Annotated in this window: 17 protein-coding genes and 1 tRNA gene; 10 read left to right on the forward strand and 8 right to left on the reverse strand. The window is 59.0% G+C overall.

What is annotated here, in order from left to right; all coding sequences use genetic code 11:
* The first annotated feature begins 55 nt into the window (after window positions 1–55).
* The 6 genes from QE435_RS23105 to QE435_RS23130 all read left to right on the forward strand — a co-directional run bounded on the left by QE435_RS23105 (window position 56) and on the right by QE435_RS23130 (window position 6,291).
* Window positions 56–946 carry an ABC transporter permease subunit gene (locus QE435_RS23105; protein WP_349042776.1) on the forward strand — a complete coding sequence of 297 codons (891 nt, stop codon included), beginning with the start codon at window positions 56–58 and terminating at the stop codon, window positions 944–946.
* Window positions 943–1,725, forward strand: coding sequence for an ABC transporter permease (locus QE435_RS23110; protein ID WP_296019149.1), 783 nt, complete (start codon window positions 943–945; stop codon window positions 1,723–1,725). The genes QE435_RS23105 and QE435_RS23110 overlap by 4 nt, the downstream gene beginning before the upstream one ends.
* A gap of 9 nt (window positions 1,726–1,734) precedes the next feature.
* A complete protein-coding gene (locus QE435_RS23115; RefSeq protein WP_306933554.1) occupies window positions 1,735–2,793 on the forward strand; it encodes an ABC transporter ATP-binding protein in 1,059 nt (352 codons plus the stop codon).
* A gap of 57 nt (window positions 2,794–2,850) precedes the next feature.
* Entirely contained in the window at window positions 2,851–3,894 is a 1,044-nt protein-coding gene (locus tag QE435_RS23120; protein WP_349042777.1) for a zinc-dependent alcohol dehydrogenase family protein, read from the forward strand.
* A gap of 5 nt (window positions 3,895–3,899) precedes the next feature.
* The gene (locus QE435_RS23125; protein WP_349042778.1) at window positions 3,900–4,760 is read left to right on the forward strand and encodes a hypothetical protein; all 861 of its coding nucleotides are present in this window, start codon (window positions 3,900–3,902) and stop codon (window positions 4,758–4,760) included.
* Between the two features lie 196 nt (window positions 4,761–4,956).
* On the forward strand, window positions 4,957–6,291 hold the full coding sequence (locus tag QE435_RS23130; RefSeq protein ID WP_349042779.1) for an MFS transporter: 1,335 nt from the start codon (window positions 4,957–4,959) through the stop codon (window positions 6,289–6,291).
* A 47-nt stretch (window positions 6,292–6,338) separates the two neighbouring features.
* Here the strand turns inward: QE435_RS23130 and QE435_RS23135 are convergent, their stop codons facing one another.
* The 4 genes from QE435_RS23135 to glmU form a co-directional block, all read right to left on the reverse strand.
* The gene (locus QE435_RS23135) at window positions 6,339–6,650 is read right to left on the reverse strand and encodes a hypothetical protein (RefSeq protein ID WP_349042780.1); all 312 of its coding nucleotides are present in this window, start codon (window positions 6,648–6,650) and stop codon (window positions 6,339–6,341) included.
* A 72-nt stretch (window positions 6,651–6,722) separates the two neighbouring features.
* Entirely contained in the window at window positions 6,723–7,391 is a 669-nt protein-coding gene (locus QE435_RS23140; protein ID WP_349042781.1) for a DUF502 domain-containing protein, read from the reverse strand.
* A gap of 317 nt (window positions 7,392–7,708) precedes the next feature.
* Window positions 7,709–9,535 carry a glutamine--fructose-6-phosphate transaminase (isomerizing) gene (gene glmS / locus QE435_RS23145; RefSeq protein ID WP_349042782.1) on the reverse strand — a complete coding sequence of 609 codons (1,827 nt, stop codon included), beginning with the start codon at window positions 9,533–9,535 and terminating at the stop codon, window positions 7,709–7,711.
* 162 nt (window positions 9,536–9,697) lie between these two features.
* A complete protein-coding gene (gene glmU, locus QE435_RS23150; RefSeq protein ID WP_349042783.1) occupies window positions 9,698–11,059 on the reverse strand; it encodes a bifunctional UDP-N-acetylglucosamine diphosphorylase/glucosamine-1-phosphate N-acetyltransferase GlmU in 1,362 nt (453 codons plus the stop codon).
* A 305-nt stretch (window positions 11,060–11,364) separates the two neighbouring features.
* Here glmU and QE435_RS23155 point away from each other — a divergent pair, with 305 nt between their 5' ends.
* Both QE435_RS23155 and QE435_RS23160 read left to right on the forward strand, forming a co-directional pair.
* A complete protein-coding gene (locus QE435_RS23155) occupies window positions 11,365–12,303 on the forward strand; it encodes a DMT family transporter (protein ID WP_349042784.1) in 939 nt (312 codons plus the stop codon).
* Between the two features lie 87 nt (window positions 12,304–12,390).
* Window positions 12,391–13,518: an S-(hydroxymethyl)glutathione dehydrogenase/class III alcohol dehydrogenase gene (locus tag QE435_RS23160; protein WP_306933571.1), complete on the forward strand. Its 1,128-nt coding sequence runs from the start codon at window positions 12,391–12,393 to the stop codon at window positions 13,516–13,518.
* A 301-nt stretch (window positions 13,519–13,819) separates the two neighbouring features.
* Here the strand turns inward: QE435_RS23160 and metH are convergent, their stop codons facing one another.
* Window positions 13,820–17,593 (reverse strand): methionine synthase, encoded by a 3,774-nt coding sequence (metH, locus tag QE435_RS23165; RefSeq protein ID WP_349042785.1) that lies wholly within the window; start codon window positions 17,591–17,593, stop codon window positions 13,820–13,822.
* 188 nt (window positions 17,594–17,781) lie between these two features.
* On the opposite strand from metH, the gene QE435_RS23170 reads away from it, so the two are divergent.
* Complete coding sequence (locus QE435_RS23170) at window positions 17,782–19,029, forward strand: AGE family epimerase/isomerase (protein WP_349042786.1); 1,248 nt, start codon at window positions 17,782–17,784, stop codon at window positions 19,027–19,029.
* Window positions 19,030–19,092: 63 nt separating this feature from the next.
* Here QE435_RS23170 and QE435_RS23175 read toward each other — a convergent pair whose 3' ends face one another.
* The 3 genes from QE435_RS23175 to QE435_RS23185 all read right to left on the reverse strand — a co-directional run bounded on the left by QE435_RS23175 (window position 19,093) and on the right by QE435_RS23185 (window position 21,313).
* Window positions 19,093–19,545, reverse strand: a complete 453-nt coding sequence (locus tag QE435_RS23175) for a hypothetical protein (protein WP_349042787.1) — start codon at window positions 19,543–19,545, stop codon at window positions 19,093–19,095.
* 277 nt (window positions 19,546–19,822) lie between these two features.
* A complete protein-coding gene (locus QE435_RS23180) occupies window positions 19,823–21,109 on the reverse strand; it encodes an RDD family protein (RefSeq protein WP_349042788.1) in 1,287 nt (428 codons plus the stop codon).
* Window positions 21,110–21,237: 128 nt separating this feature from the next.
* Window positions 21,238–21,313, reverse strand: a tRNA-Ile gene (locus QE435_RS23185).
* Between the two features lie 181 nt (window positions 21,314–21,494).
* Between QE435_RS23185 and QE435_RS23190 the strand changes: the two genes are divergently transcribed.
* Window positions 21,495–22,229, forward strand: coding sequence for an SIMPL domain-containing protein (locus tag QE435_RS23190; RefSeq protein WP_349042789.1), 735 nt, complete (start codon window positions 21,495–21,497; stop codon window positions 22,227–22,229).
* Window positions 22,230–22,255: the final 26 nt, after the last annotated feature.

The following is a 22,255-nucleotide window of genomic DNA, read 5'->3' on the forward strand; positions in this document are numbered from 1 at the left end:
GGCGGCCTGCTGCACATAAAGAACGAGACCGCGATGACCGCGGCATGGGGACAGCATGTCATCAGCAGATACTGGCACAGCACTGCCGGTGAAACGGCGCTATCGGCCGAAGCTCCAATGGCTCGGCATTTTGCCTTTCGCCATATTCGTCCTGCTTTTTTTGATCATGCCGACGATGAAGATCGTCATCGGCGCGTTTCAAAGCCCGGACGGCAGCTTCACCTTTGACAACATCATCGGGCTCTTCACACCCTCCATTCTCGCGGCCTACTGGATATCGATCAAGATCAGCGTCGCCTCGGCAGCGCTTGGCTGTCTGATTGGTTTTGCCGTGGCTTCTGCCGTCGTGCTTGGCGGCCTGCCGCAGAAAATCCGCGCCCCGCTTTTGACCTTCTCGGGCGTTGCCTCGCAATTTGCAGGCGTCCCGCTGGCCTTCGCCTTCATTGCCACCCTCGGTCCCGTCGGCCTCGTCACGCTGTTCCTCAAGACTCAACTCGGCATCGACCTGCGCGTGATGGGCTTCAACATCCTGTCCTTCTGGGGCCTGACGATCACCTATCTGTTCTTCCAGATACCGCTGATGATCCTCATCATCACGCCAGCACTCGACGGGTTGAAGCGCGAATGGCGCGAGGCTGCCGAAATTCTTGGCGCAAGCGGATGGCAGTATTGGCGCATGGTCGCCTTTCCCATCCTACTTCCGTCGATTCTTGGCACCTTCTCGCTGCTCTTCGCCAACTCCTTCGGCGCCGTTGCCACCGCAATTGCGCTGACCGGCTCCTCGCTCAGCATCGTTCCGATCCTGCTCTTCGCCCAGATCCGCGGTGACGTTCTCGGCAACCCCAATCTTGGCTATGCGCTGGCCTTCGGCATGATAGTCGTGACCTGTATTGCCAATACGCTTTACATCTGGATGCGCACGCGCAGTGAGAGGTGGCTGAAATGAAGCGGATTTTCGCCTGGGGTGCCCTCCTCTTCGGCATTCTTTATTTTGCCCTGCCGCTGATCGGCATGACCAACTTCTCGCTAAAGATGCGCCGCGGTGTCTACTCCTTCGACGCCTATGCCGTGGTCTTGAGCGATCCGCGCTTTCAGGAAACCTTCACCTATTCCGTCGTCATGGCGCTCGTGACCATCGTCTTCGGTGTCGTGCTGGTGGTGCCAACCGCCTATTGGGTGCGGCTGAAACTGCCAACGCTGCGTCCCGTCATCGAGTTCATCACGCTGCTGCCGCTCGTCATTCCGGCCATCGTCATCGTCTTCGGCTATATCCGGCTTTACAATACCTCCAGCTGGCTTCCGCTGACGGGGACGACCACCGGCACCAACCTGCTGTTGATGTTCGGTTACACGACGCTCGCGCTGCCTTACATGTACCGCGCTGTCGATACGGGTCTCCGCACCATCGATATCGGCACGTTGACGGAAGCGGCGCAAAGCCTCGGCGCTGGCTGGACCACCATCCTTGCCCGGATCATCCTGCCGAACGTGCTGGTGGCCGTGCTGTCGGGCGCCTTCCTGACCTTTGCCATCGTCATCGGTGAATTCACCATGGCGGCCCTTTTGAACCGACCGGCCTTCGGCCCCTATATGCAGCTTCTCGGCGCGAACCGGGCCTACGAGCCCGCTGCCCTTGCTGTGATCTCCTTCGGCATCACCTGGGGTTGCCTCGGTCTCATCCAACTCGTCTCTCGCTACCAGAAGGGCGCGCCTCCCAAGGCCTGAGGATTTTAAATGAGCTTTTTAACACTCACGCATATCAAGAAGTCCTTTGGTCCGGTTCAGGTCGTGCATGACTTCAACATGGCCATCGAAAAAGGAGAATTCGTTTCCTTCCTCGGCCCATCCGGTTGCGGCAAGACCACTGTGCTGCGCATGATCGCAGGCTTCGAGACGCCGAGCGATGGCGCAATCGTCATCAATGGCAAGGACCAGACGACCCTTCGCCCCAACCAGCGCAATATCGGCATGGTGTTCCAGGCCTATGCACTGTTTCCCAATATGAATGTCCGCGAGAATGTCGCCTTCGGCCTCAAGGTCGCGGGCAAGCCAAAGGCGGAAATCGATGCCCGCGTGAAGGAAATGCTGGCGCTCATCCATCTGGAACATCTGGCGGACCGCTATCCCTACCAGATGTCCGGGGGGCAGCAGCAGCGTGTTGCGCTTGCCCGTGCGCTGGCGCCGAAGCCGGAAGTCCTGCTTCTCGACGAACCGCTTTCCGCACTTGACGCCAAGATCCGCGTGTCGCTGCGCGAAGAAATCCGCCAGATCCAGCGCAAGCTTGGCATCACCACCATCTTCGTCACCCATGACCAGGAAGAAGCCCTGTCGATTTCCGACCGCATCGTGGTGATGAATGCCGGCCGTGCTGACCAGATCGGCTCGCCCTTCGAGATCTACAACAACCCGGCCACGCGCTTCGTCGCCTCCTTCGTCGGCACGCTGAACCTCATTGATGCGACCGTCGTCGATGCGACAACCAGCACGGTTCTGATCGGCGACCAGAAGGTGTCGCTGAAAAAGCCGCTCGCAAAAGCCAATGGCGAAAAGGTTACCGTCGCGCTTCGCCCGGAGGCCGGTTCGCTGGCAGAAAGTGCCAAGGGCGATGTCGCGATTTCCGGTACCGTCACCTCCAGCCACTTCCTTGGCTCCGTCATCCGCACCCGTCTCGATGTCGGCGGCAGCGTGCTCTCCTTCGACATGTTCAACGATCCCGGCACGGCTCCACCTGCCATTGGCGAGCGTGTCACCCTTCACTTCGCATCAGAAGATTTGATGATTGTAGCAGAATAGCGCACTGTTTCCGGGCTGGGAAACCGGGTAACTCCGGCGCCAAATCAGGAGGCACCTATGCGCGCATTATTCTACGAACGGTTTGGCGAAGCGCCGAAAATCGCCAACCTGCCTGACCTGGAACCCACGCCCGGCGGCGTGGTGATTTCAGTCAAGGCAACCGGCCTTTGCCGCAGCGACTGGCATGGCTGGATGGGCCATGACAGCGACATCCACCTGCCGCATGTGCCCGGTCACGAGTTCGCAGGCGTGATTTCCGCCGTCGGCAAGAATGTCATGCGCTTCAAGGTCGGTGACCGCGTCACCGTTCCCTTCGTCTCCGGCTGCGGCCACTGCCAGGAATGCCGATCGGGCAACCAGCAGGTCTGCGAAACGCAGTTCCAGCCGGGCTTCACCCATTGGGGCTCCTTCGCCGAATATGTCGCGATCGACTATGCCGACCAGAACCTTGTTCATATACCGGACGAGATGAGCTTCGATACGGCGGCAAGCCTTGGCTGCCGCTTTGCAACCTCCTTCCGCGCTGTTGTCGATCAGGGCCGTCTGAAGGGCGGAGAATGGCTCGCCGTTCACGGCTGCGGCGGCGTGGGCCTTTCCGCCATCATGATCGGTGCCGGTCTCGGTGCGCAGATCGTCGCAATCGATATTGCCGATGACAAGCTGGCGCTCGCAAAGGAACTCGGCGCCACCGTCACCATCAACAGCCGCAATGTTGCCGATGTCAGCGAAGCCGTCCGCGATGCGACCGGCGGCGGCGCACATGTCTCCGTCGATGCGCTCGGTCATCCGCAAACCTGCTGCAACTCCATCAGCAATTTGCGCCGCCGTGGCCGCCACGTCCAGGTGGGCCTGATGCTGGCCGATCATTCCATGCCGCAAATCCCCATGGCACGTGTGATTGCCCATGAACTGGAAATCTACGGCAGCCACGGCATGCAGGCCTGGCGCTACGACGATATGCTGGCCATGATCCGCACCGGAAAGCTTTCGCCTGAAAAACTGATTGGCAGACACATCTCACTGACCGATGCTGTCACCGCTCTGCCTGCGATGGACAGCTTCAAGGACAGCGGCATCAGCATCATCAACCGCTTCGAGTGATACCCATGCAGATTGACGTCATCGACAGCATCAGCGATCCCGGCAAGCCAGAGCGCGAGAATGAAGATCGTCTGGCCTGGAATGCCTCCACCGCATTCGTTGTCGATGGCGCGACCGGCCTTGGTGACCGGCAGTTCATGACCGGCTTCGGCTCCGACGCCGCATGGATTGCCGACTTCGCCGCAAAGCGCCTGATGAGCGAAGTCACACCTGAGGCAAATTTCGCAGATATCATTCGCCGCATCTCGCAAGATGCCAAGATCAACTTCGAGGCCGTGGCTGGCGATCAGCCGCGCTACGCCTGGCCGGTCGCAGCACTCGCAGGCTTGCGCGTTACGCCAACCGGGCTGCAGTTCGCCGGGCTCGGCGATAGCGTCGTCTATATTCTTCACGATGACGGCCGCGAGGAAAACCTGATGGCCCTGCCCGACGCCTTCGAGCGTGAACAGGCCGCCGCGAGCGCTCATGTCGCGCGTCTCGGCGGCATCGGTGCGGCGGGCATGGCAACCAGCGATCCGGAAACGCTTGCCGAACTTCGGCGCAATCGTGAAAAACAGAACACGCCAGACGGCACTGTCTGGTCACTAAGCCTCGTTCCGCAGACAGCCGACCACATTGTTACCGCCGCTATCGACATCTCCGGCGGCGCCACCGCCATCATCTGCTCCGATGGACTGGCCGATCTCATCAGCCTTTACAACCAGTACACGCCCGGAACACTGATACGCCGCGCCGTCACCGCGGGCTTGCCGAGCGTGATCAAGGAGCTTCGCCAGTTGGAGCGAGAGATCGATCCTGAAGGCCTGCAGTACCCAAGGCTGAAACAATCGGACGACACGACTGCCATCCTGTGCAGGATCAACTAAAGCACGTCTCGGAAAAGTGTGCTGCGGTTTTGCTGTAACGACGTGCGGCACAAGACGGATCTGAAGCGTCAGGAGCGAACCAGAAAGATCGCTACACGCGTTGAAAGAGCCTGTGACATCTGCTGACAAAAGACTTGAATTAGCGGCTGCTATACCGCATGGCACAGGGAACGATCCCTGAAAGAAGAAACCGCTTATGTCTCCCACCACGACCCCGGTTCCAGCCCGCGCGCTGAATGCGCAGGATTACAGAACGCTTGGCCTTTCCGCCCTCGGCGGCGCATTGGAATTCTACGACTTCATCATCTTCGTCTTCTTCGCGACCGTGATCGGGCATCTCTTCTTTCCACCGGACATGCCGGACTGGTTGGTGATGATCCAGACCTTTGGCATCTTTGCCGCTGGCTATCTCGTCCGTCCGATCGGCGGCATCATTCTCGCCCATTATGGCGACCGTTACGGGCGCAAGCGCGTCTTCGCCTTCTCGATCCTGCTGATGGCGCTTTCCACGCTCGGAATGGCGCTGATGCCGACCTATGCGACGATCGGCGTTGCGGCCCCGATCCTGCTCATCGTGCTGCGTATGTTGCAGGGTGCGGCCATCGGCGGCGAGGTTCCCGGTGCCTGGACCTTCGTGTCTGAGCACGTTCCCTTCCGCTATGTCGGCCTCGCCTGCGGCCTGCTGACGTCGGGCCTCTCCTTCGGCATCATGCTCGGCTCGCTGATTGCCTTTGCCATCAACACCATCTTCACGCCGGAAGACGTGTCCGGCTATGCCTGGCGCATTCCCTTCCTCATCGGCGGTGTTTTCGGCCTGATCGCCGTCTATCTGCGCCGGTGGCTGGAGGAAACGCCGATCTTCACGGAAATGAAGAACTCCAAATCGCTCTCGGACAAACTGCCGCTCAGCCTGGTTCTGAAGCACCATATGCGCGGCGTCGTGGTCTCGGCGCTGCTCACCTGGGTGCTGTCCGCGGCCATCGTCGTCACCACACTGATGACGGCAACCTTCCTGCAGAAGCTCTATGGCTACACGCCAACGCAAGCCTTGGCAGGCACGAGCTTCGGTACGCTGTTCCTGATTTTCGGCGTCATCATCGCTGGCGCGCTGATCGACCGCATCGGCAGCGGTGTGTTCTTCATGGGCGCCAGCATCTTCTTCGGTATCGCCACTTTCACCTTCTATAGCTATGCCGGAACATCGCTCACCACCATGTTCGCGCTTTACGCCGTCATGGGCCTATCCGTCGGCATGGCAGGCGCGGTTCCCTATGTCATGGTCCGCGCCTTCCCAGCATCGGTCCGCTTCTCGGGCCTCTCCTTCGCCTACAACGTCTCTTACGCTGTCTTCGGCGGATTGACGCCGGTGGCCGTCAGCACAGCGCTTGCGATCAACCCCATGGCGCACGCCTGGTATCTGGTCTTCATCGCCGTGCTCGCCTTCTTCATCGGGCTTTATCTCCACCTGCGCGGCAGCGCCGTGGAGAGCCATGTGGGCGTGGAAGAACTGGCGATGCTTCAGGGCCGGTAACGACATGACAAAAAGGGAAGCGGCGCGCTCGCGCCGTTCCCCATCAATCATGCAGTGGCGGGCATCTTGAAGGCCGACCCGAGCTTGTAGCCAATAAACGCCGCCACCAAAATGATCCCGATCAGCCAGAACAAGGGCTCGCCGGGCAGCACGACGCCATAGAAATCGACGTGGCTGCCCATCCTCTTTCCTTGCGAAATCATGGCATCGACCTGCGCAGGTGTCGGGGCACCGGCGATAGGCTGTCCGTCAAGCGTCGTCACGATATTGTATCCCGGCAACCCGGTCAGCAGGAGACCGAAGAAGGCGAAGACGATCGTCGAGAAGACCGGAATAACCCCGTTTCGAATAAAGCGCATATGTTTCCCCCAAATGTTCGAGGCAACATTGAAGAAATTCGTGCTTCGATCTAGCCACGGGTGCAAGCAGTTTCAGACGGGCGCAAGCGCCTTGGGCGGCTCGAAATCGGGGGCGACCAGACCGCCGGAAATCAAAAGCTTCGCGGCGTCCTCCGGCGACATATCGAGCATGATGATCTTGTCCTTCGGCACAAACAGCAGAAAGCCCGCCGTCGGAACCGGCGTTGGCGGCAGGAACACCGCCACCATCTCCTGGCCAAGCTCATTGAAGCGAAAGGCAAGCTCACCCTTGGCCTCGGATGCGACGAAGACCATTGCCCATGTGCCGGGTCCCGGAAACTCGATCATGCCGACGCGCTTGAAGGAATTGGAGTGCTCCTTCAGCACCGATTCAAACAGCTGCTTGATGCTTTTATAGATCGGACGCACCAGAGGCATGCGGTTGAGAATGGATTCGCCGAAACCGACGATCCACTTGCCGATGAGATTGTTGCCGAGGAAGCCGATGACAGTGATGCCGATCACGGCGATCAGCAGGCCGAAACCTGGGATGGCGACGTTGAAATACTCTTCCGGGTCGTAGCGCGCCGGAATATAGGGCTTCACCCAGCTATCGGCCCATTGCAGGAACGTCCAGACCAGCCACATCGTGATCGTGACGGGCGCCAGAATGAGGACGCCGGTCAAAAAGCTGTTACGCAGGCGTGTCGCGAAAGAAATTCTGAGTGGGTGATCCGTCATCAACTCACTGAATGTTGGAGCATTTCCAGCCAAAGCATAATCGCTTTGGCGCCGGACAATGCGGTAAAACAGAGACCTGGGGCATTGAAGGTGTTCCGTTATCACCGGCAATGCTCTAGGCGATGTCGCCGAAGAATGCCTGAAGCTAACGGACAATGCCGGACGGCGTTCCGCCCTGCAAGAGCAGGATCATGAAATATTCGTCATCTATGCCTTCGTCCTTCGGCCGGTCATCGTGACGAGATCCGAAGCAACGGTCATAGGCGGGTCTTGCGTTGCAGCGCAAAGCGCATCCAGATCGTCAACCCGCCGGACGATCATTCCACCGTGACCGACTTTGCCAGATTGCGCGGCTGGTCCACATCCGTGCCCATGAAGACCGCCGTGTGATAGGCGAGCAGCTGGATCGGCAGCGAGAAGACCATCGGCGCGATCAGTTCATCAACCGTTGGCAAAACGATGGTCGCCATGGTTTCCAGCGAGGAGGCCGCAGCACCCTTCGCATCCGTAATGAAGATGATACGACCGCCGCGGGCTGCCACTTCCTGCATGTTCGACACGGTCTTCTCGAAGAAACGATCATGCGGCGCGATGACGATCACCGGCATGTTCTCGTCGATCAGCGCGATCGGCCCATGCTTCAATTCCCCTGCCGCATAGCCTTCCGCATGGATATAGGAAATTTCCTTGAGCTTCAGCGCGCCTTCCAGCGCCAGCGGGAAGGATGTGCCGCGGCCAAGATAAAGCACGTCCTTGAAGCGGGAGAGATCGCGCGACAGCGTTTCGATCTGCGGCTGGATGGCGTTCAGCACTTCGCTCATCACACGCGGCATTTCGATCAGATGACGGACAAGCTCGGTTTCCTGTGCAGCCGTCAGCGTGCCACGCGCCTTACCGGCCGCGATCGCGAGCGAAGCCAGAACGGCAAGCTGGCAGGTGAAGGCTTTGGTGGAGGCAACGCCGATTTCGGGACCGGCCAGAATGGGGAAGATTGCATCGGATTCGCGGGCAATGGTCGATTCGCGCACATTGACGACCGCGCCGATCTTCAGGTCGTTCTCATTGCAGTAGCGCAGCGAGGCCAGCGTGTCCGCCGTCTCGCCCGACTGGGAGATGAAGAGCGCCGCCTGTGTCGGCAACAACGGCATTTCTCGGTAGCGGAATTCGGATGCCACGTCGATTTCGACCGGCAGGCGCGCATAGCGCTCGAACCAGTATTTGCCGATCAGGCCGGAAAGATAGGCCGTACCGCAGGCGGAAATCGCAAGACCGGTGAGCTTGGAGAAGTCGATCGCCGAATCGACATCCTTCACGCGCTTGTCGGCAAAATCCACATAGTGGCTAAGCGCATGGGAAATCACTTCCGGCTGCTCGTAGATTTCCTTTTCCATGAAGTGGCGGTGGTTGCCCTTGTCCACCACATAAGCCGTCGCCTGGGAAATCTGCCGCTGGCGCTGCACCGGCTTGCCGGCAAAATCGATGATCTCGGCACCGGCTGCGGTGATGATGGCGCAATCGCCATCCACCAGATAGGTGATCTCATTGGTGAAGGGTGAGAGCGCGATCGCGTCCGAACCGAGGAACATCTCGCCGCGACCATAGCCAACCGCAAGCGGTGGGCCAGAACGGGCAGAGAGCAGTGTGCCCGGCTCATCCTGGAACATCACCACCAGTGCATAGGCGCCCGTCACGCGATTCAACATCTTCAGCATCGCGTCGCGATGCGACAGTCCTTCACGGGTGAACTTGGCAAGCAACTGCGCCACCACTTCCGTGTCCGTCTGAGTGGTGAAGGTCGCGCCCTGCGCCTTCAACTCGTCACGCAGCTCGGAAAAATTCTCGATGATGCCGTTGTGAACGACGGCAACGCCGTCGACAAAATGCGGATGAGCATTCGTCTCATTCGGAACGCCATGGGTCGCCCAGCGCGTATGAGCAATACCCGTCACGCCGGGAAGCGGCTCCTCGGAGAGCTTCTTCTCCAGATTGAACAGCTTACCCTCGGCGCGGCGTCGATCCATCGCGCCATCATGGATCGTCGCAACGCCGGCGGAGTCATAGCCCCGATATTCCAGCCGCTTCAGCGCATCCACAAGGCGCTCCGCAACCGGCTGCGTTCCAACAATTCCGACGATACCGCACATACAATTCTCCAAAGATTTTGGTGAGCATCCGACGCGCCGGGAAACCAAGTCGCGTCGTCATCCTGATGCCTTTTCAATGGCGGAAGTCGTAGCGATTTCCGCAAAAACCGCAATCGCAACCGCGGTCACTTTCAATGTCTTTTCGTTACCTTTGTCAGAAGCTTACGCCGGTTTCTTCCTGGCGTCCTTGATCGACTGGGCGCGTGCGCGAAGCACACTGGCGCGGCCTTCCTTCACCTCCTGGCGTGCCCGACCGAAGGCCAGCGCATCGCCCGGAACGTCATCCGTGATCACGCTGCCGGACGCCACATAGGCCTCGTCACCAATGCTCACGGGTGCCACAAGCGCGGAGTTGGAGCCGATAAAGGCATTCTTTCCGATCCGCGTTTCATGCTTGTTGATGCCGTCATAATTGCAGGTAATCGTGCCCGCACCGATATTGCTGCCCGCGCCGACGAACGCATCGCCGATATAGGTGAGGTGATTGACCTTGGCCCCCTCGCCGATCTCGGCCTTCTTGATTTCGCAGAAATTGCCGACCTTGGATTTCGCCGCCAGATTGGCACCCGGGCGCAGCCGTGCATAGGGACCGACCGTCGCACCGGCGCTGACATACGCGCCTTCCAGATGCGAGAAGGCGTGAATGACGGCACCCGATTCGATGGTGACGCCGGGGCCGATAACGACATTCGGCTCGATCAGCGCGTCCTGGCCGATCTTGGTATCCCAGGAAAGAAATACGGTCTCCGGCGCGATCATCGAAACCCCGTCGATCATGAACTGATCGCGCGCCCGCTCCTGCCAGAGCTTCTCAATGATGGCGAGTTCGGCGCGGTTGTTGCAGCCGGTCATCTCTCCCTCAGGCGCATCGACAGCCACGGCCTTACCGCCATTGGCGCGGGCGATCTCGACGATATCGGTCAGATAATACTCGCCCTTGGCATTGTTGTTGCCAATCCGGTCAAGCAGATCGAGCGCCCGGCGACCATTGATCGCCATCAAGCCGCTATTGCACCATGTGACCTTGCGCTCGTCGTCGCTCGCATCCTTCTCTTCGCGAATGGCGACCAGCTCCCCATCCTGCACCAGAAGACGCCCGTAACCGGTTGGTTTGTCGGTGTGAAAGCCGATAACGACGACATCGACATTGTCGGTCAGTGCCTGGCGCGCCCGGTTCAGCGTCTCCGCCGTCAGCAACGGCACGTCGCCATAGGCGATCAGAACGTCGTCGAAGCCCTTCTCGATGGCTTCGCGCGCCGCAAGCACCGCGTTACCCGTGCCGAGGCGCTCCTTTTGCAGATAGGGTTCGACTGAAACGCCCGCGACGCGTGCGGCATCCGCCACCTTGTCCGCATCGCGACCGACGACGAGAGCGGCAGCGGAGACACCAGCGCCGGAAACTGCCTGCATCACATGCGCGATCATCGGACGGCCAGCCACCGGGTGCAAAACCTTGGACATGGATGATTTCATGCGCGTGCTTTCACCGGCGGCGAGAATGACGGCAAGACAGGTGCGTTCCACTGATATCTCCATTCCAAGCATCGGATGTCTTTTGCCCGCTATAACCGCTCGAAGATAAAGAAACCATGGAAATTGCGTGACGGCTTGAAAAGCGACGTGATGGCGGGCGCGGCTACAGCATCGGCCCGAAACTCGCACTCGATTTTCGGAAAGCACGATGCGTCGATTCAAAAAGGAAAGCGTCCTTTGTGCGTCCAATAGGACGCACGGCGCTTTAGGCCAGTGAAAGTCGAGAACGCGCTTTCAACCGCCAGCGAATCCTCTAGTCTGCCGCGATCATCACATCCCGAAATGCGGAAATCCACATGTCCCCTTCGCACAGCGTCAGCCAGCCGGTCCGCGGCATGCTCATCATGGCAGCCTGCATGATCGTGCTGCCGGTCATGGACGCGATTGCGAAATATATGGCACATGCCGGCATGTCCCCCGGCCAGGTGACTTTCTATCGCTTCTTCTTTCAGCTGGTCTGCACGCTGCCGCTGCTGCTCTTCATGTCGCCAAAGTCGCTGATCCATGCCAAGCGCCCCTGGCTCAATCTCTTGCGTGGCGTGCTGCATGCGGCCGCGAGCCTGACTTTCTTCGCAGCCGTCAAATACATGCCGCTTGCCGACGTCTTCGCCATCTACTTCGTCGAGCCCTTTCTGCTGACCATCATGTCGGCGCTGTTTCTCGGCGAGCGAGTCGGATGGATGCGCTGGAGCGCCATTGCGGTCGGCTTTATCGGCGCGATGATCGTCATCCAGCCGAGCTTCGAACTCTTCGGCCTCACCTCGCTTCTGCCGGTCGCCTGCGCATTCCTCTTCACGCTTTATCTCTTCCTCAACCGGGCGATTGGTGAGGGTGACAGCCCGCTGGTGATGCAGACCATGGCGGGCATTGCCGGAACGATTTTCATGGGCGGTGCCCTGTTGATCGGCAGCGCATTCGGTGACGCCAATTTTGAAATGGCCCTGCCCGGCTGGGATCACGGCCTGGTTCTCCTGATCCTTCTCGGCTCGATCTCCGGCTACATGCACCTGCTTGTCGTCAAGGCCTTTCGTCTTGCGCCGGTGTCGCTTCTGGCGCCCTTCCAATATTTCGAGATCATCTCCGCCACCATTCTGGGCTACCTGCTGTTCTCTGATTTCCCCACGCCGTCCAAATGGCTCGGTATCGTCATCATCGTCACATCTGGCCTCTTCATTATCTGGCGCGAGAGGCTGAGCGCTCGCCGCATCAAGATCACAGAGGTCGCGGAAGTTTGAAGATTTGCCGCAACTACACTTGTTCATGAGGCCCACGTCGGGCAAAACGTGCTTTCACGAATGACAAATACATAAGGAGACGAGACGATGGACGTTCGCGCCGCAGTCGCCGTTCAGGCCGGCAAGCCATTGGAAGTTATGACCGTTCAGCTCGAAGGCCCGCGCGCCGGTGAAGTGCTGATCGAGGTCAAGGCAACCGGCATATGCCATACGGACGATTTCACCCTCTCGGGTGCCGATCCGGAAGGTCTCTTCCCCGCGATCCTCGGCCATGAAGGCGCTGGCATCGTTGTCGACGTCGGCCCCGGCGTCACCTCGGTCAAGAAGGGCGACCATGTGATTCCGCTCTACACGCCGGAATGCCGCGAATGCTATTCCTGTACCTCGCGCAAGACCAACCTCTGCACGGCCATCCGCTCCACGCAGGGCCAGGGCGTGATGCCGGACGGCACCAGCCGTTTTTCCATCGGCAAGGACAAGATCCACCACTATATGGGCTGCTCCACCTTCGCCAATTACACGGTCCTGCCGGAAATTGCCGTTGCCAAGATCAACCCCGACGCACCTTTCGACAAGGTCTGCTACATCGGCTGTGGCGTGACGACCGGCATCGGCGCGGTCATCAACACGGCGAAGGTCGAGATCGGCTCGACGGCGATCGTCTTCGGCCTCGGCGGCATTGGCCTCAACGTGCTTCAGGGCCTGCGTCTTGCCGGTGCGGATATGATCATCGGCGTCGATATCAATCCTGAGCGCAAGGCCTGGGGTGAAAAGTTCGGCATGACGCACTTCGTCAACCCGAAGGAAGTCGATGGTGACATCGTGCCCTATCTCGTCAACATGACGAAGCGCAATGGCGACCTGATCGGCGGCGCAGATTACACCTTCGACTGCACCGGCAACACAAAGGTCATGCGTCAGGCATTGGAAGCCTCGCACCGCGGCTGGGGCAAATCGGTTATCATCGGCGTTGCAGGCGCCGGCCAGGAAATCTCCACCCGCCCGTTCCAGCTGGTCACCGGCCGCAACTGGATGGGAACGGCTTTCGGGGGCGCGCGCGGCCGCACGGACGTTCCGAAGATCGTCGATTGGTACATGGAAGGCAAAATCCAGATCGACCCGATGATCACCCACACCATGCCGCTCGACGACATCAACAAGGGCTTCGACCTGATGCACAAGGGCGAGAGCATCCGCGGCGTGGTGGTCTATTGATGTGAGGAATAATCGGCGCGGAGATCTGAGAAGGTTTTCGCGCTGGTGGTTTTAGAGGGGCTGCGAGGCCCCTCTTTCTTTTTGACGTGCGAGATGGCGGAACGACACCCCCTCTGCCCTGTCGGACATCTCCCCCTCAAGGAGGGAGATCAGCAAGGAGAAACGTCCGCCACTTATCCGAAACTTCAGAGATGGCCGAGCGGTCGCCCCACCCGATCTCCCCCCTTGAGGGTGAGATGTCCGGCAGGACAGAAGGGGGTGCCGCCGCAAACGCGAAGCACGCAGACAGCCCGCGCCCGACTCAAGCCACCGTCTCAACATCCTTTGCCGTATCCACCGGCACATAATTCAGCACCGGCCCAAGCCAACGCTCAACCTCTTTCACCGCCATGCCCTTGCGCCGAGCGTAATCCTCAACCTGGTCCCGCTCCACCTTGGCAACGCCGAAGTAATAGCTCTCGGGATGGCCGATATAGAGCCCTGAGACAGACGAACCCGGCCACATGGCGTAGCTCTCCGTCAGCTCCACACCCGTCTGGTTTGTCGCGTCCAACAGACGGAACAGCGTGTCCTTCTCCGTATGGTCAGGCTGTGCGGGATAGCCAGGGGCCGGACGAATACCGGCGTATGCCTCTCCAACAAGGTCCTCACTGCTGAAGCTCTCACCCGGCGCATAGCCCCAGAACTCCTTGCGTACACGCTCATGCATGCGCTCGGCAAAGGCCTCTGCAAACCGGTCGGCCAGCGCCTTCACCAGAATGGAGGAGTAGTCGTCATTGGCGCGCTCGAAGCGTTCGGCAATGGCCACTTCCTCGATGCCCGCCGTCACCACGAAGCCACCGACATAGTCGGCGATACCGCTGTCTTTCGGCGCGACGAAATCCGACAATGCCACATTGGGCCGCCCGTCGCGCTTGGAAAGCTGCTGGCGCAGCGTGTAGAAGGTTTCGAGTTCAGAAGTCCGGCTCTCATCGGTGAACAGACGGATATCGTCGCCCACCGCATTGGCTGGCCAGAAACCGATGACGGCGCGGGGACGGAACCACTTTTCCTCGATGATCTTCTTCAGCATGGCCTGCGCATCGGCGTAAAGTTGACGCGCCGCCTCGCCCTGCTTCTCATCTTCCAGGATAGCAGGGAAACGGCCCTTCAGCTCCCAGGTCTGGAAGAAGGGCGTCCAGTCGATATAGCGCGACAGCTCTTCGAGATCGTAGCTCTCGAAGGTCTTGGTGCCGATGAAGTGCGGTTTGACCGGCTGGTAGTTCGTCCAATCCACCTTCTGCGCGTTCTCGCGAGCGCGAGACAGCGGCAGCCGCTGCTTCTCGCGTTCATTACGGGCATGGGCATCAGCCACCTTGGCATATTCGGCGCGAATGCCGTCAATATAGGCTGGCTTCTGGTCTTCAGACAACAGCGCGGAGACCACGCCGACAGCACGCGAGGCATCGGTCACGTAGATCGCCTGCCCCTTCTCGTAGCGCGGATGGATCTTCACCGCCGTATGGACACGGCTGGTCGTCGCCCCACCGATCAACAGCGGCAGGTCCAGCCCCATGCGCTCCATCTCGGAGGCCACATGCACCATTTCATCCAGCGACGGCGTGATGAGACCGGAAAGACCGATGACATCGACCTTCTCCGCCACAGCCGTCTCGAGAATCTTGGTGGTCGGCACCATGACGCCGAGATCGATGATCTCGTAATTGTTGCAGGCGAGAACGACGCCGACGATGTTCTTGCCGATGTCGTGCACGTCGCCCTTGACGGTTGCCATCAGCACCTTGCCGGCAGCCTTACGCTGATCGCCGCCATTCAGGCGCTTTTCCTCTTCCATATAGGGAAGAAGGACGGCAACGGCCTGCTTCATCACACGAGCGGATTTCACCACCTGCGGCAGGAACATCTTGCCCGAGCCGAAAAGATCGCCGACCACATTCATGCCCGCCATCAGCGGACCTTCGATGACATGCAGCGGACGGGCGGCCTGCTGGCGCGCTTCTTCCGTATCGGCGTCGATATATTCGGTAATGCCGTTGACGAGCGCATGCTCCAGCCGCTTCTCAACGGGGAGTTCGCGCCACGACAGATCCTGAACCTTGCCTTCCTTGGCGCCAGCGCCACGGAAGCGTTCGGCGATTTCCAAGAGCCGTTCGGTCGCATCGTCACGGCGGTTCAGCACCACGTCTTCGCAGGCCTCGCGCAGCTCAGGATCGATGCTCTCATAAACGGCAAGCTGGCCTGCATTGACGATGCCCATATCCATGCCGACCTGGATCGCATGATAAAGGAAGACGGCATGCATCGCCTCACGCACCGGCTCATTACCGCGGAAGGAGAAGGACAGGTTCGACACACCGCCTGAAATATGCACAAGCGGCATGGTTTCGCGGATGGTCTTGGTGGCCTGAATGAAATCCACACCGTAATTATTATGCTCTTCGATACCCGTTGCAACGGCGAAGACATTGGGGTCGAAGATGATGTCTTCTGGCAGAATTCCGGCCTTCTCCGTCAGGAGCTTATAGGCACGGGTGCAGATCTCAACCTTGCGCTCATAGGTATCCGCCTGCCCCACCTCGTCAAACGCCATGACGACGACGGCAGCGCCATAATTGCGCACCAGACGCGCCTGATCGAGAAACTTCTCCTCGCCTTCCTTCAGCGAAATGGAGTTGACGATCGACTTGCCCTGGACGCATTTCAGACCGGCTTCGATGATCTCCCATTTGGAGCTGTCGATCATCACCGGCACGCGGGCAATATCCGGCTCGGCGGCAATCAGATTGAGAAACTCGACCATGGCCTTCTGGCTGTCGATCAGGCCCTCATCCATGTTGATGTCGATGATCTGCGCGCCGTTCTCCACCTGATCGCGGGCAACGGCCAGTGCCGCGGTGTAATCGCCAGCGGTGATCAGCTTGCGGAATTTGGCAGAGCCCGTCACGTTCGTGCGCTCGCCGACATTGACGAAGGGAATGTCCTTGGTCAGCACGAAGGGCTCGAGCCCCGATAGCGACATGAAAGACTTGTGCTCCGGCACCTTGCGCGGCTCGAAACCCTTCACGGCGTCGGCAATGGCGCGAATATGCTCCGGCGTCGACCCGCAGCAACCGCCCACCACATTGACCAGTCCTTCGCGGGCAAACTCGGCGACCTGTGCCGCCATCATCTCCGGCGTTTCGTCATACTGGCCGAACTCGTTCGGCAGGCCGGCATTCGGATAGGCGCAGATGAAAGTATCGGCCACATCCGACAGTTCCTGCAAATGCGGACGCATGGCGTTTGCGCCCAGCGCACAGTTGAGGCCGATGGTAAACGGGTTGGCATGACGCACCGAGTTCCAGAAAGCCGAAGGCGTCTGGCCGGAGAGCGTACGGCCGGAAAGGTCGGTGATCGTGCCGGAAATCATCACCGGCAGATGAATGCCCTTGGCAGCAAAGCGCTCCTCGCAGGCGAAGATAGCCGCCTTGGCGTTGAGCGTATCGAAGATCGTCTCGATCAGGATAATGTCGGCGCCGCCATCGATCAGACCGTCGATCTGCTCGCCATAGGCAAGGCGCAAATCGTCGAAGCTGACAGCGCGGTAGCCGGGATTGTTCACATCCGGCGAGATAGACGCGGTGCGGTTGGTCGGGCCGATGGCACCTGCCACGAAACGGCGGCGGCCATCCTCGCGCTCGGCGCGTTGAGCGGCGCGACGCACGATGAAGGCGCCCTCGCGGTTGAGGTCATAGACCGCGCCTTCCATCTCGTAATCGGCCTGCGCGATGCGCGTGGACGAAAACGTGTTGGTCTCCAGAATATCCGCTCCCGCCATGGCGTAGCGGAAATGGATATCCTCGATCGCATCCGGCTGCGTCAGGATCAGAAGGTCGTTATTGCCCTTCTGGTGACAGGCACACCCAATGAAACGATCACCCCGGAAGTGGTCCTCGTCAAATCCAAGTCCCTGAATCTGCGTGCCCATGGCACCATCGAGAATGAGGATGCGCTCTTCAGCCGCCTGTTTCAGCGCTTTCAGGATTTCCGCGCCGTCGCGTTTGCCCCCCAAGGGGCCAAACAGATCGTCAAACATCGGCACTCACTCCTCATTCTTTGCAAATCAGCAGACATCAAGTCACATAAAGATATCTTTATGTCAACATATCACGCAGATTCGGTCGCTCTCGTGCGAGAAACAAGGTAGGAAATTTCCGGTATGGATGACACCCTCGCGCCTCAAAGATATAGGTATCCTCCATCAGCGCATCAAAGGAGGAATGGATGACCGAGACGGAAAGCACGAAAGCCTATTGGAGCACGCTGCCCTGGCACCGCCAATGGCTGGTGAAGCAGGCGGAAGGCCTGTTCGATTTCTTCCAGTATCGCGCGGTCAATCCTAAAGGCGGCTTCTTCGATCTCGACCGGCAAGGCGCGCCTCTGTCTTCCGACAATCCGGTGCGCGGCATTCATGCCTCCGCCCGCATGGTGCATTGCTTTTCCATCGGCCACCTGCTCGGTCGCCCCGGCTGCGGCGATATCGTCGATCATGGCATGACCTATTTGTGGAACAGGCACCGCGATCAGGAGCATGGCGGCTATTTCTGGCAGGTGGATGATAACGGTCCTGCCGACGCCACTAAGCAGGGTTATGGCCATGCCTTCGTGCTTCTCGCCGCCTCTTCCGCCAAGGTCGTCGGCCATCCACTGGCAGATGCGATGCTGGCCGATATCACCGAGGTTCTCGAAACCCGTTTCTGGGAAGAGAAGCATGGCGCCATCAAAGAAGAGTTTCACCGCGATTGGTCGCCGATCGAGAACTATCGCGGCCAGAACTCCAACATGCACCTGACCGAAGCCCTGATGGCCGCCTTCGAAGTGACGGGCGACAAGGCCTATCTCTCGAAAGCCGAACGCATCGCCGATCTCATCATCCGCCGCGCCGCAGGTGCACTGGATTTCCGCGTGCCGGAACATTTCGACGAGAACTGGGTGCTGGACAAGGATTATCGCGGCAACGAGATGTTCCGCCCCTCAGGCTCCACGCCCGGCCACTGGCTGGAATGGTCGCGCCTCATCCTGCAGCTGTGGATCCTCGGAGACCGCAAGCACGACTGGATGCCGACAGCCGCCAAGTCACTCTTTGTCCAGTCCATGGCGCTCGGCTGGGACCGCGAAAAAGGCGGCTTCTTCTACACGCTCGACTGGGACAACACGCCCGCCAAGACGGAAAAGCTCTGGTGGCCGATGTGCGAAGCAGCCGGTGCGGCCCACTTCCTCAACGAGCACCTGCCGGCCGACGAGTTCTACGAAGACAGCTATCGCCGCATCTGGAGCACGATCGCCAATAACTTCCTCGATCATCAATTCGGCGGCTGGCATGAGGAGCTGACGGAAGACCTCGTTCCGGCCAACACCCTCTTCCCCGGCAAGGGCGATATCTACCACGCCCTTCAGGCCTGCCTCATCCCGCTTTTCCCCGCGGATGGCAGCCTGACGAAGATGATCGCCGAAAAAGGCGCGCGCTTCTGATAGAGGCGCATGACAATGGCGCGGCGAAACCCAGAGATGCTATCGCCGCTCCATCACAAAAGCTCACTCGAAATCCGCTGAATTCACCGTCACCCGCCACTCCAGCCGCGCGGGATCGGCTTGCTCATTGCTGCGCAACCGAAACGGCCGGCAGGCAGCATAGCTCTCATGCGGCCCCAATCGCCGTTCATTCGGTTGGTAAGCCTCCAACGAAATCGGCGCGCGAAAGGCAGGCTCAAAACCTTCCAGCGTATAGGTCAACCGCTCGACCGCCACATCATTGGTATTCTGAAAGCTCACCCGGATCGGCGCATTCTCATCCCGACAGGTTGGATCATAGGCCGCCGTGGCAATGATCTTTTCCAGCCGTTCACCGGAGCGGATCCAGTCGAAAAACACCCAGCCTCCGAGTGAGACCCACACCACGGCAAGCGCTGCCACAACGGGTTTCAAGTGCCGCGGAAAAGCGATCAGAAACAACAGCAAAGCGACCGTCAGAACAATACCGACGATCATGAACGACGCTCCGCGATATAGGACAAGATGTCAGTCAGTGTTCATTCTCCCGAGATCTTCGACAAAAAACATGCTTCGTTCCCCTTATAGCGCGCGAAACGCGACGCCGCACAGAGAGACGCGATAAAGTCGGCGTGACGAGAGCACTGCGAACCGGAGAGACCATTAAGCTCTTGATCGGCAAGGTTAGGCGCAACGTGCCTGATCCGCGACACTTGCGGCTTGTCTTAGTCGTACATTGCCAGCTGGCCATGGGCCAATGAGAACGGGCGTCCAGTCAATTAACCGTTCCGAATACCGCACTCAAAAAATTCTTTTTCTCGATCGACTGCAATTCGGAATTCCCTTGCATGACTATCAAGGCCAGCCAAGCGTTTCCACCTCTCATGAAAAAGGTCAGTTCGGCCTGGCTTTCCGCTGCAGTCATGGCGATTCCAGACAACCGCATGACCTGCACGCCGTTGACATTGGCCGTCCCCCAACCGGAGGTCGCTTTCATGATATGGCCGACGCGCTTTTCCAGATCCTTCAGATAGGCCGCCGGATCGACATTGTCAGTCCGAATACGCTCGTAGGAGATCAGTGCTGTCGTTCCCAACGTTGGCGCCAGAAAGAAGAAGTTGTCTTTAGGGGAACTATTAGAAGGGATCTGCCAGATTTCGCTAATCTTGGCGCCTCTGCCCGTCTTTGGATTGACCCATGTTTTGGTCGAATCGCTTGGTGTCAAATTAGGAACAGCCATGCGATCAACCGGGACACTCTCATAAGACGACACGGGAAGCGCGCTATGGCTCGCACTGGTCCTTTTGTCGGAGCTATAGTTGCTCACATTGACAACAGAACCGCTAACAAGAAGCAGCATGAACGGCACCATGATAAAAGCCGCGATGCGGCTTGGCCGAACGGCCACTACCCTCGGCCGCTCCATGTCATAGCTCGCGGCTAAATCGGCCTTCAGCCGACTATATTGGAAAAGGAACGTCGCGATGAACAATGGAGGGATGCCCAAGGCAAAACCCGAAAACCACACCCTGTACTCACGGCGGAAGTAATATCTGAAGCGCAGACGAAGACTCTTACAAGGCGTAGGGACCCATACGCCGAATATGGCTTTGCCCGGCGTCGTACCGAACAATGCCAAGCAGAATGCGGGTATCATAGCAACGAGAGTAATCAGCATCAGATACAGGACGAATGCCGCAATGATAAGACCGGCCCGGTTCCCATGGAAATGGAGGTAAGCAGCCCAGATTTCTTGTCCAAGCACCGTGAACAAAGGTGACATCATCAATAGATCGAAAAGCCTTGCCCACAGACGGCGCCAAGGATGTGCGGGTACAAACACCTGCTCCGGGCCGAGAGGTTTTGCCTCAGACCCGAGGGGCAGCGTTGCAAAGCTATCGGCAAAAATGGGATTGAGACCGGCCTTTTCCCAGTCCGTCATTTGCTCATGAAAGAGGTAGTCGTCGCGGGAGATGTGACCATTTTCGATCAGACGGCGAATTGTCTCCTCGCCGACAGGCCCCGCGCGCTTCGGCCCGATGGTGTAATACCAAATCGCCATTGCGCTGTACCCCGCTCACCCACGCAAGCTTTAGCAAGGCACTCTCACCCCGTAAAGGGCAGCATCGGTAGGCAAGACGCCTAAACCCTCGCGCGAAGAGCTTTGCTATCCACTTGGAAAAAGAAAAATGGTGGGCCCGGAGGGACTCGAACCCCCAACCAAGCGGTTATGAGCCGCCGGCTCTAACCATTGAGCTACAGGCCCTTCGATGCAAAACGCGTCGATGCGCAGGGCTGCAATGGTCCAGCCGGTGCGTGGGTCTCGCTCTAACGCAATTTTTCCGGTGCGACAAGCCGTTGAAAATCGGCTGACACAATCTATGCCGTAATAGTCTCATAATCTAAAGCCATAGGATGTAGAGGGACATCAACAGAGGACTTTTTTCATGGTATCCAGACTGGCTCGTTCGATTGCGATTGGCACCGTCACGCTTGCCGCGCTCGCGCCATTCGCAGCCCTTGCGCAAGACGCCAAGCCGCGCGAAGCGACGATTACGGTTTCGGGCGAAGGCAACGCCTCTACCGCTCCCGATATGGCCGTTCTTTCCTTCAGTGTCTTGAAGCAGGCGCAAACGGCCGCTGAAGCCTTGAGCGAGAACAACAAGGCGATGACCGAAGTTCAGGCGGCGTTGAAGAAGGCCGGTATCGCCGATCGCGATCTGCAGACCTCGAATTTTTCGGTGCAGCCCGTCTACAAGCAGTTCGAGCCGAAGGATGGCGTTTACATCCCGCCGGAAATTACCGGATATCAGGTGACGAATGGGCTGACGGTGCGCGTCCGCGACCTGACCAAGCTTGGCGGGATCCTCGATACTTCCGTGAAGCTCGGCATCAATCAGGGCGGCGATATCACCTTTACCAATGACAATCCGGAAGCGGTCTTCACCGATGCGCGCAAGAAGGCTGTTGAGGACGCCGTTGCGAAAGCAAAGACGCTGGCTGAAGCAGCCGGTGTGAAGGTCGGGCGCGTTCTGGAAATCAGCGAGAACAGCCCTCGCCCCTTGCCAGTCCCCGCACCGATGATGCGCGCCACCATGCAAAAGGAAGATAGCGTGCCGATTGCCGCAGGCGAAAACACCTACGTCGTCAACGTCAACGTGACATTCGCGATCGAACAGTAACCCAGAAAGGGCGCGTCTCATAAACG

It is taken from the genome of Agrobacterium sp. SORGH_AS 787, from assembly GCF_030819035.1.
Lineage (GTDB): Bacteria > Pseudomonadota > Alphaproteobacteria > Rhizobiales > Rhizobiaceae > Agrobacterium > Agrobacterium larrymoorei_B.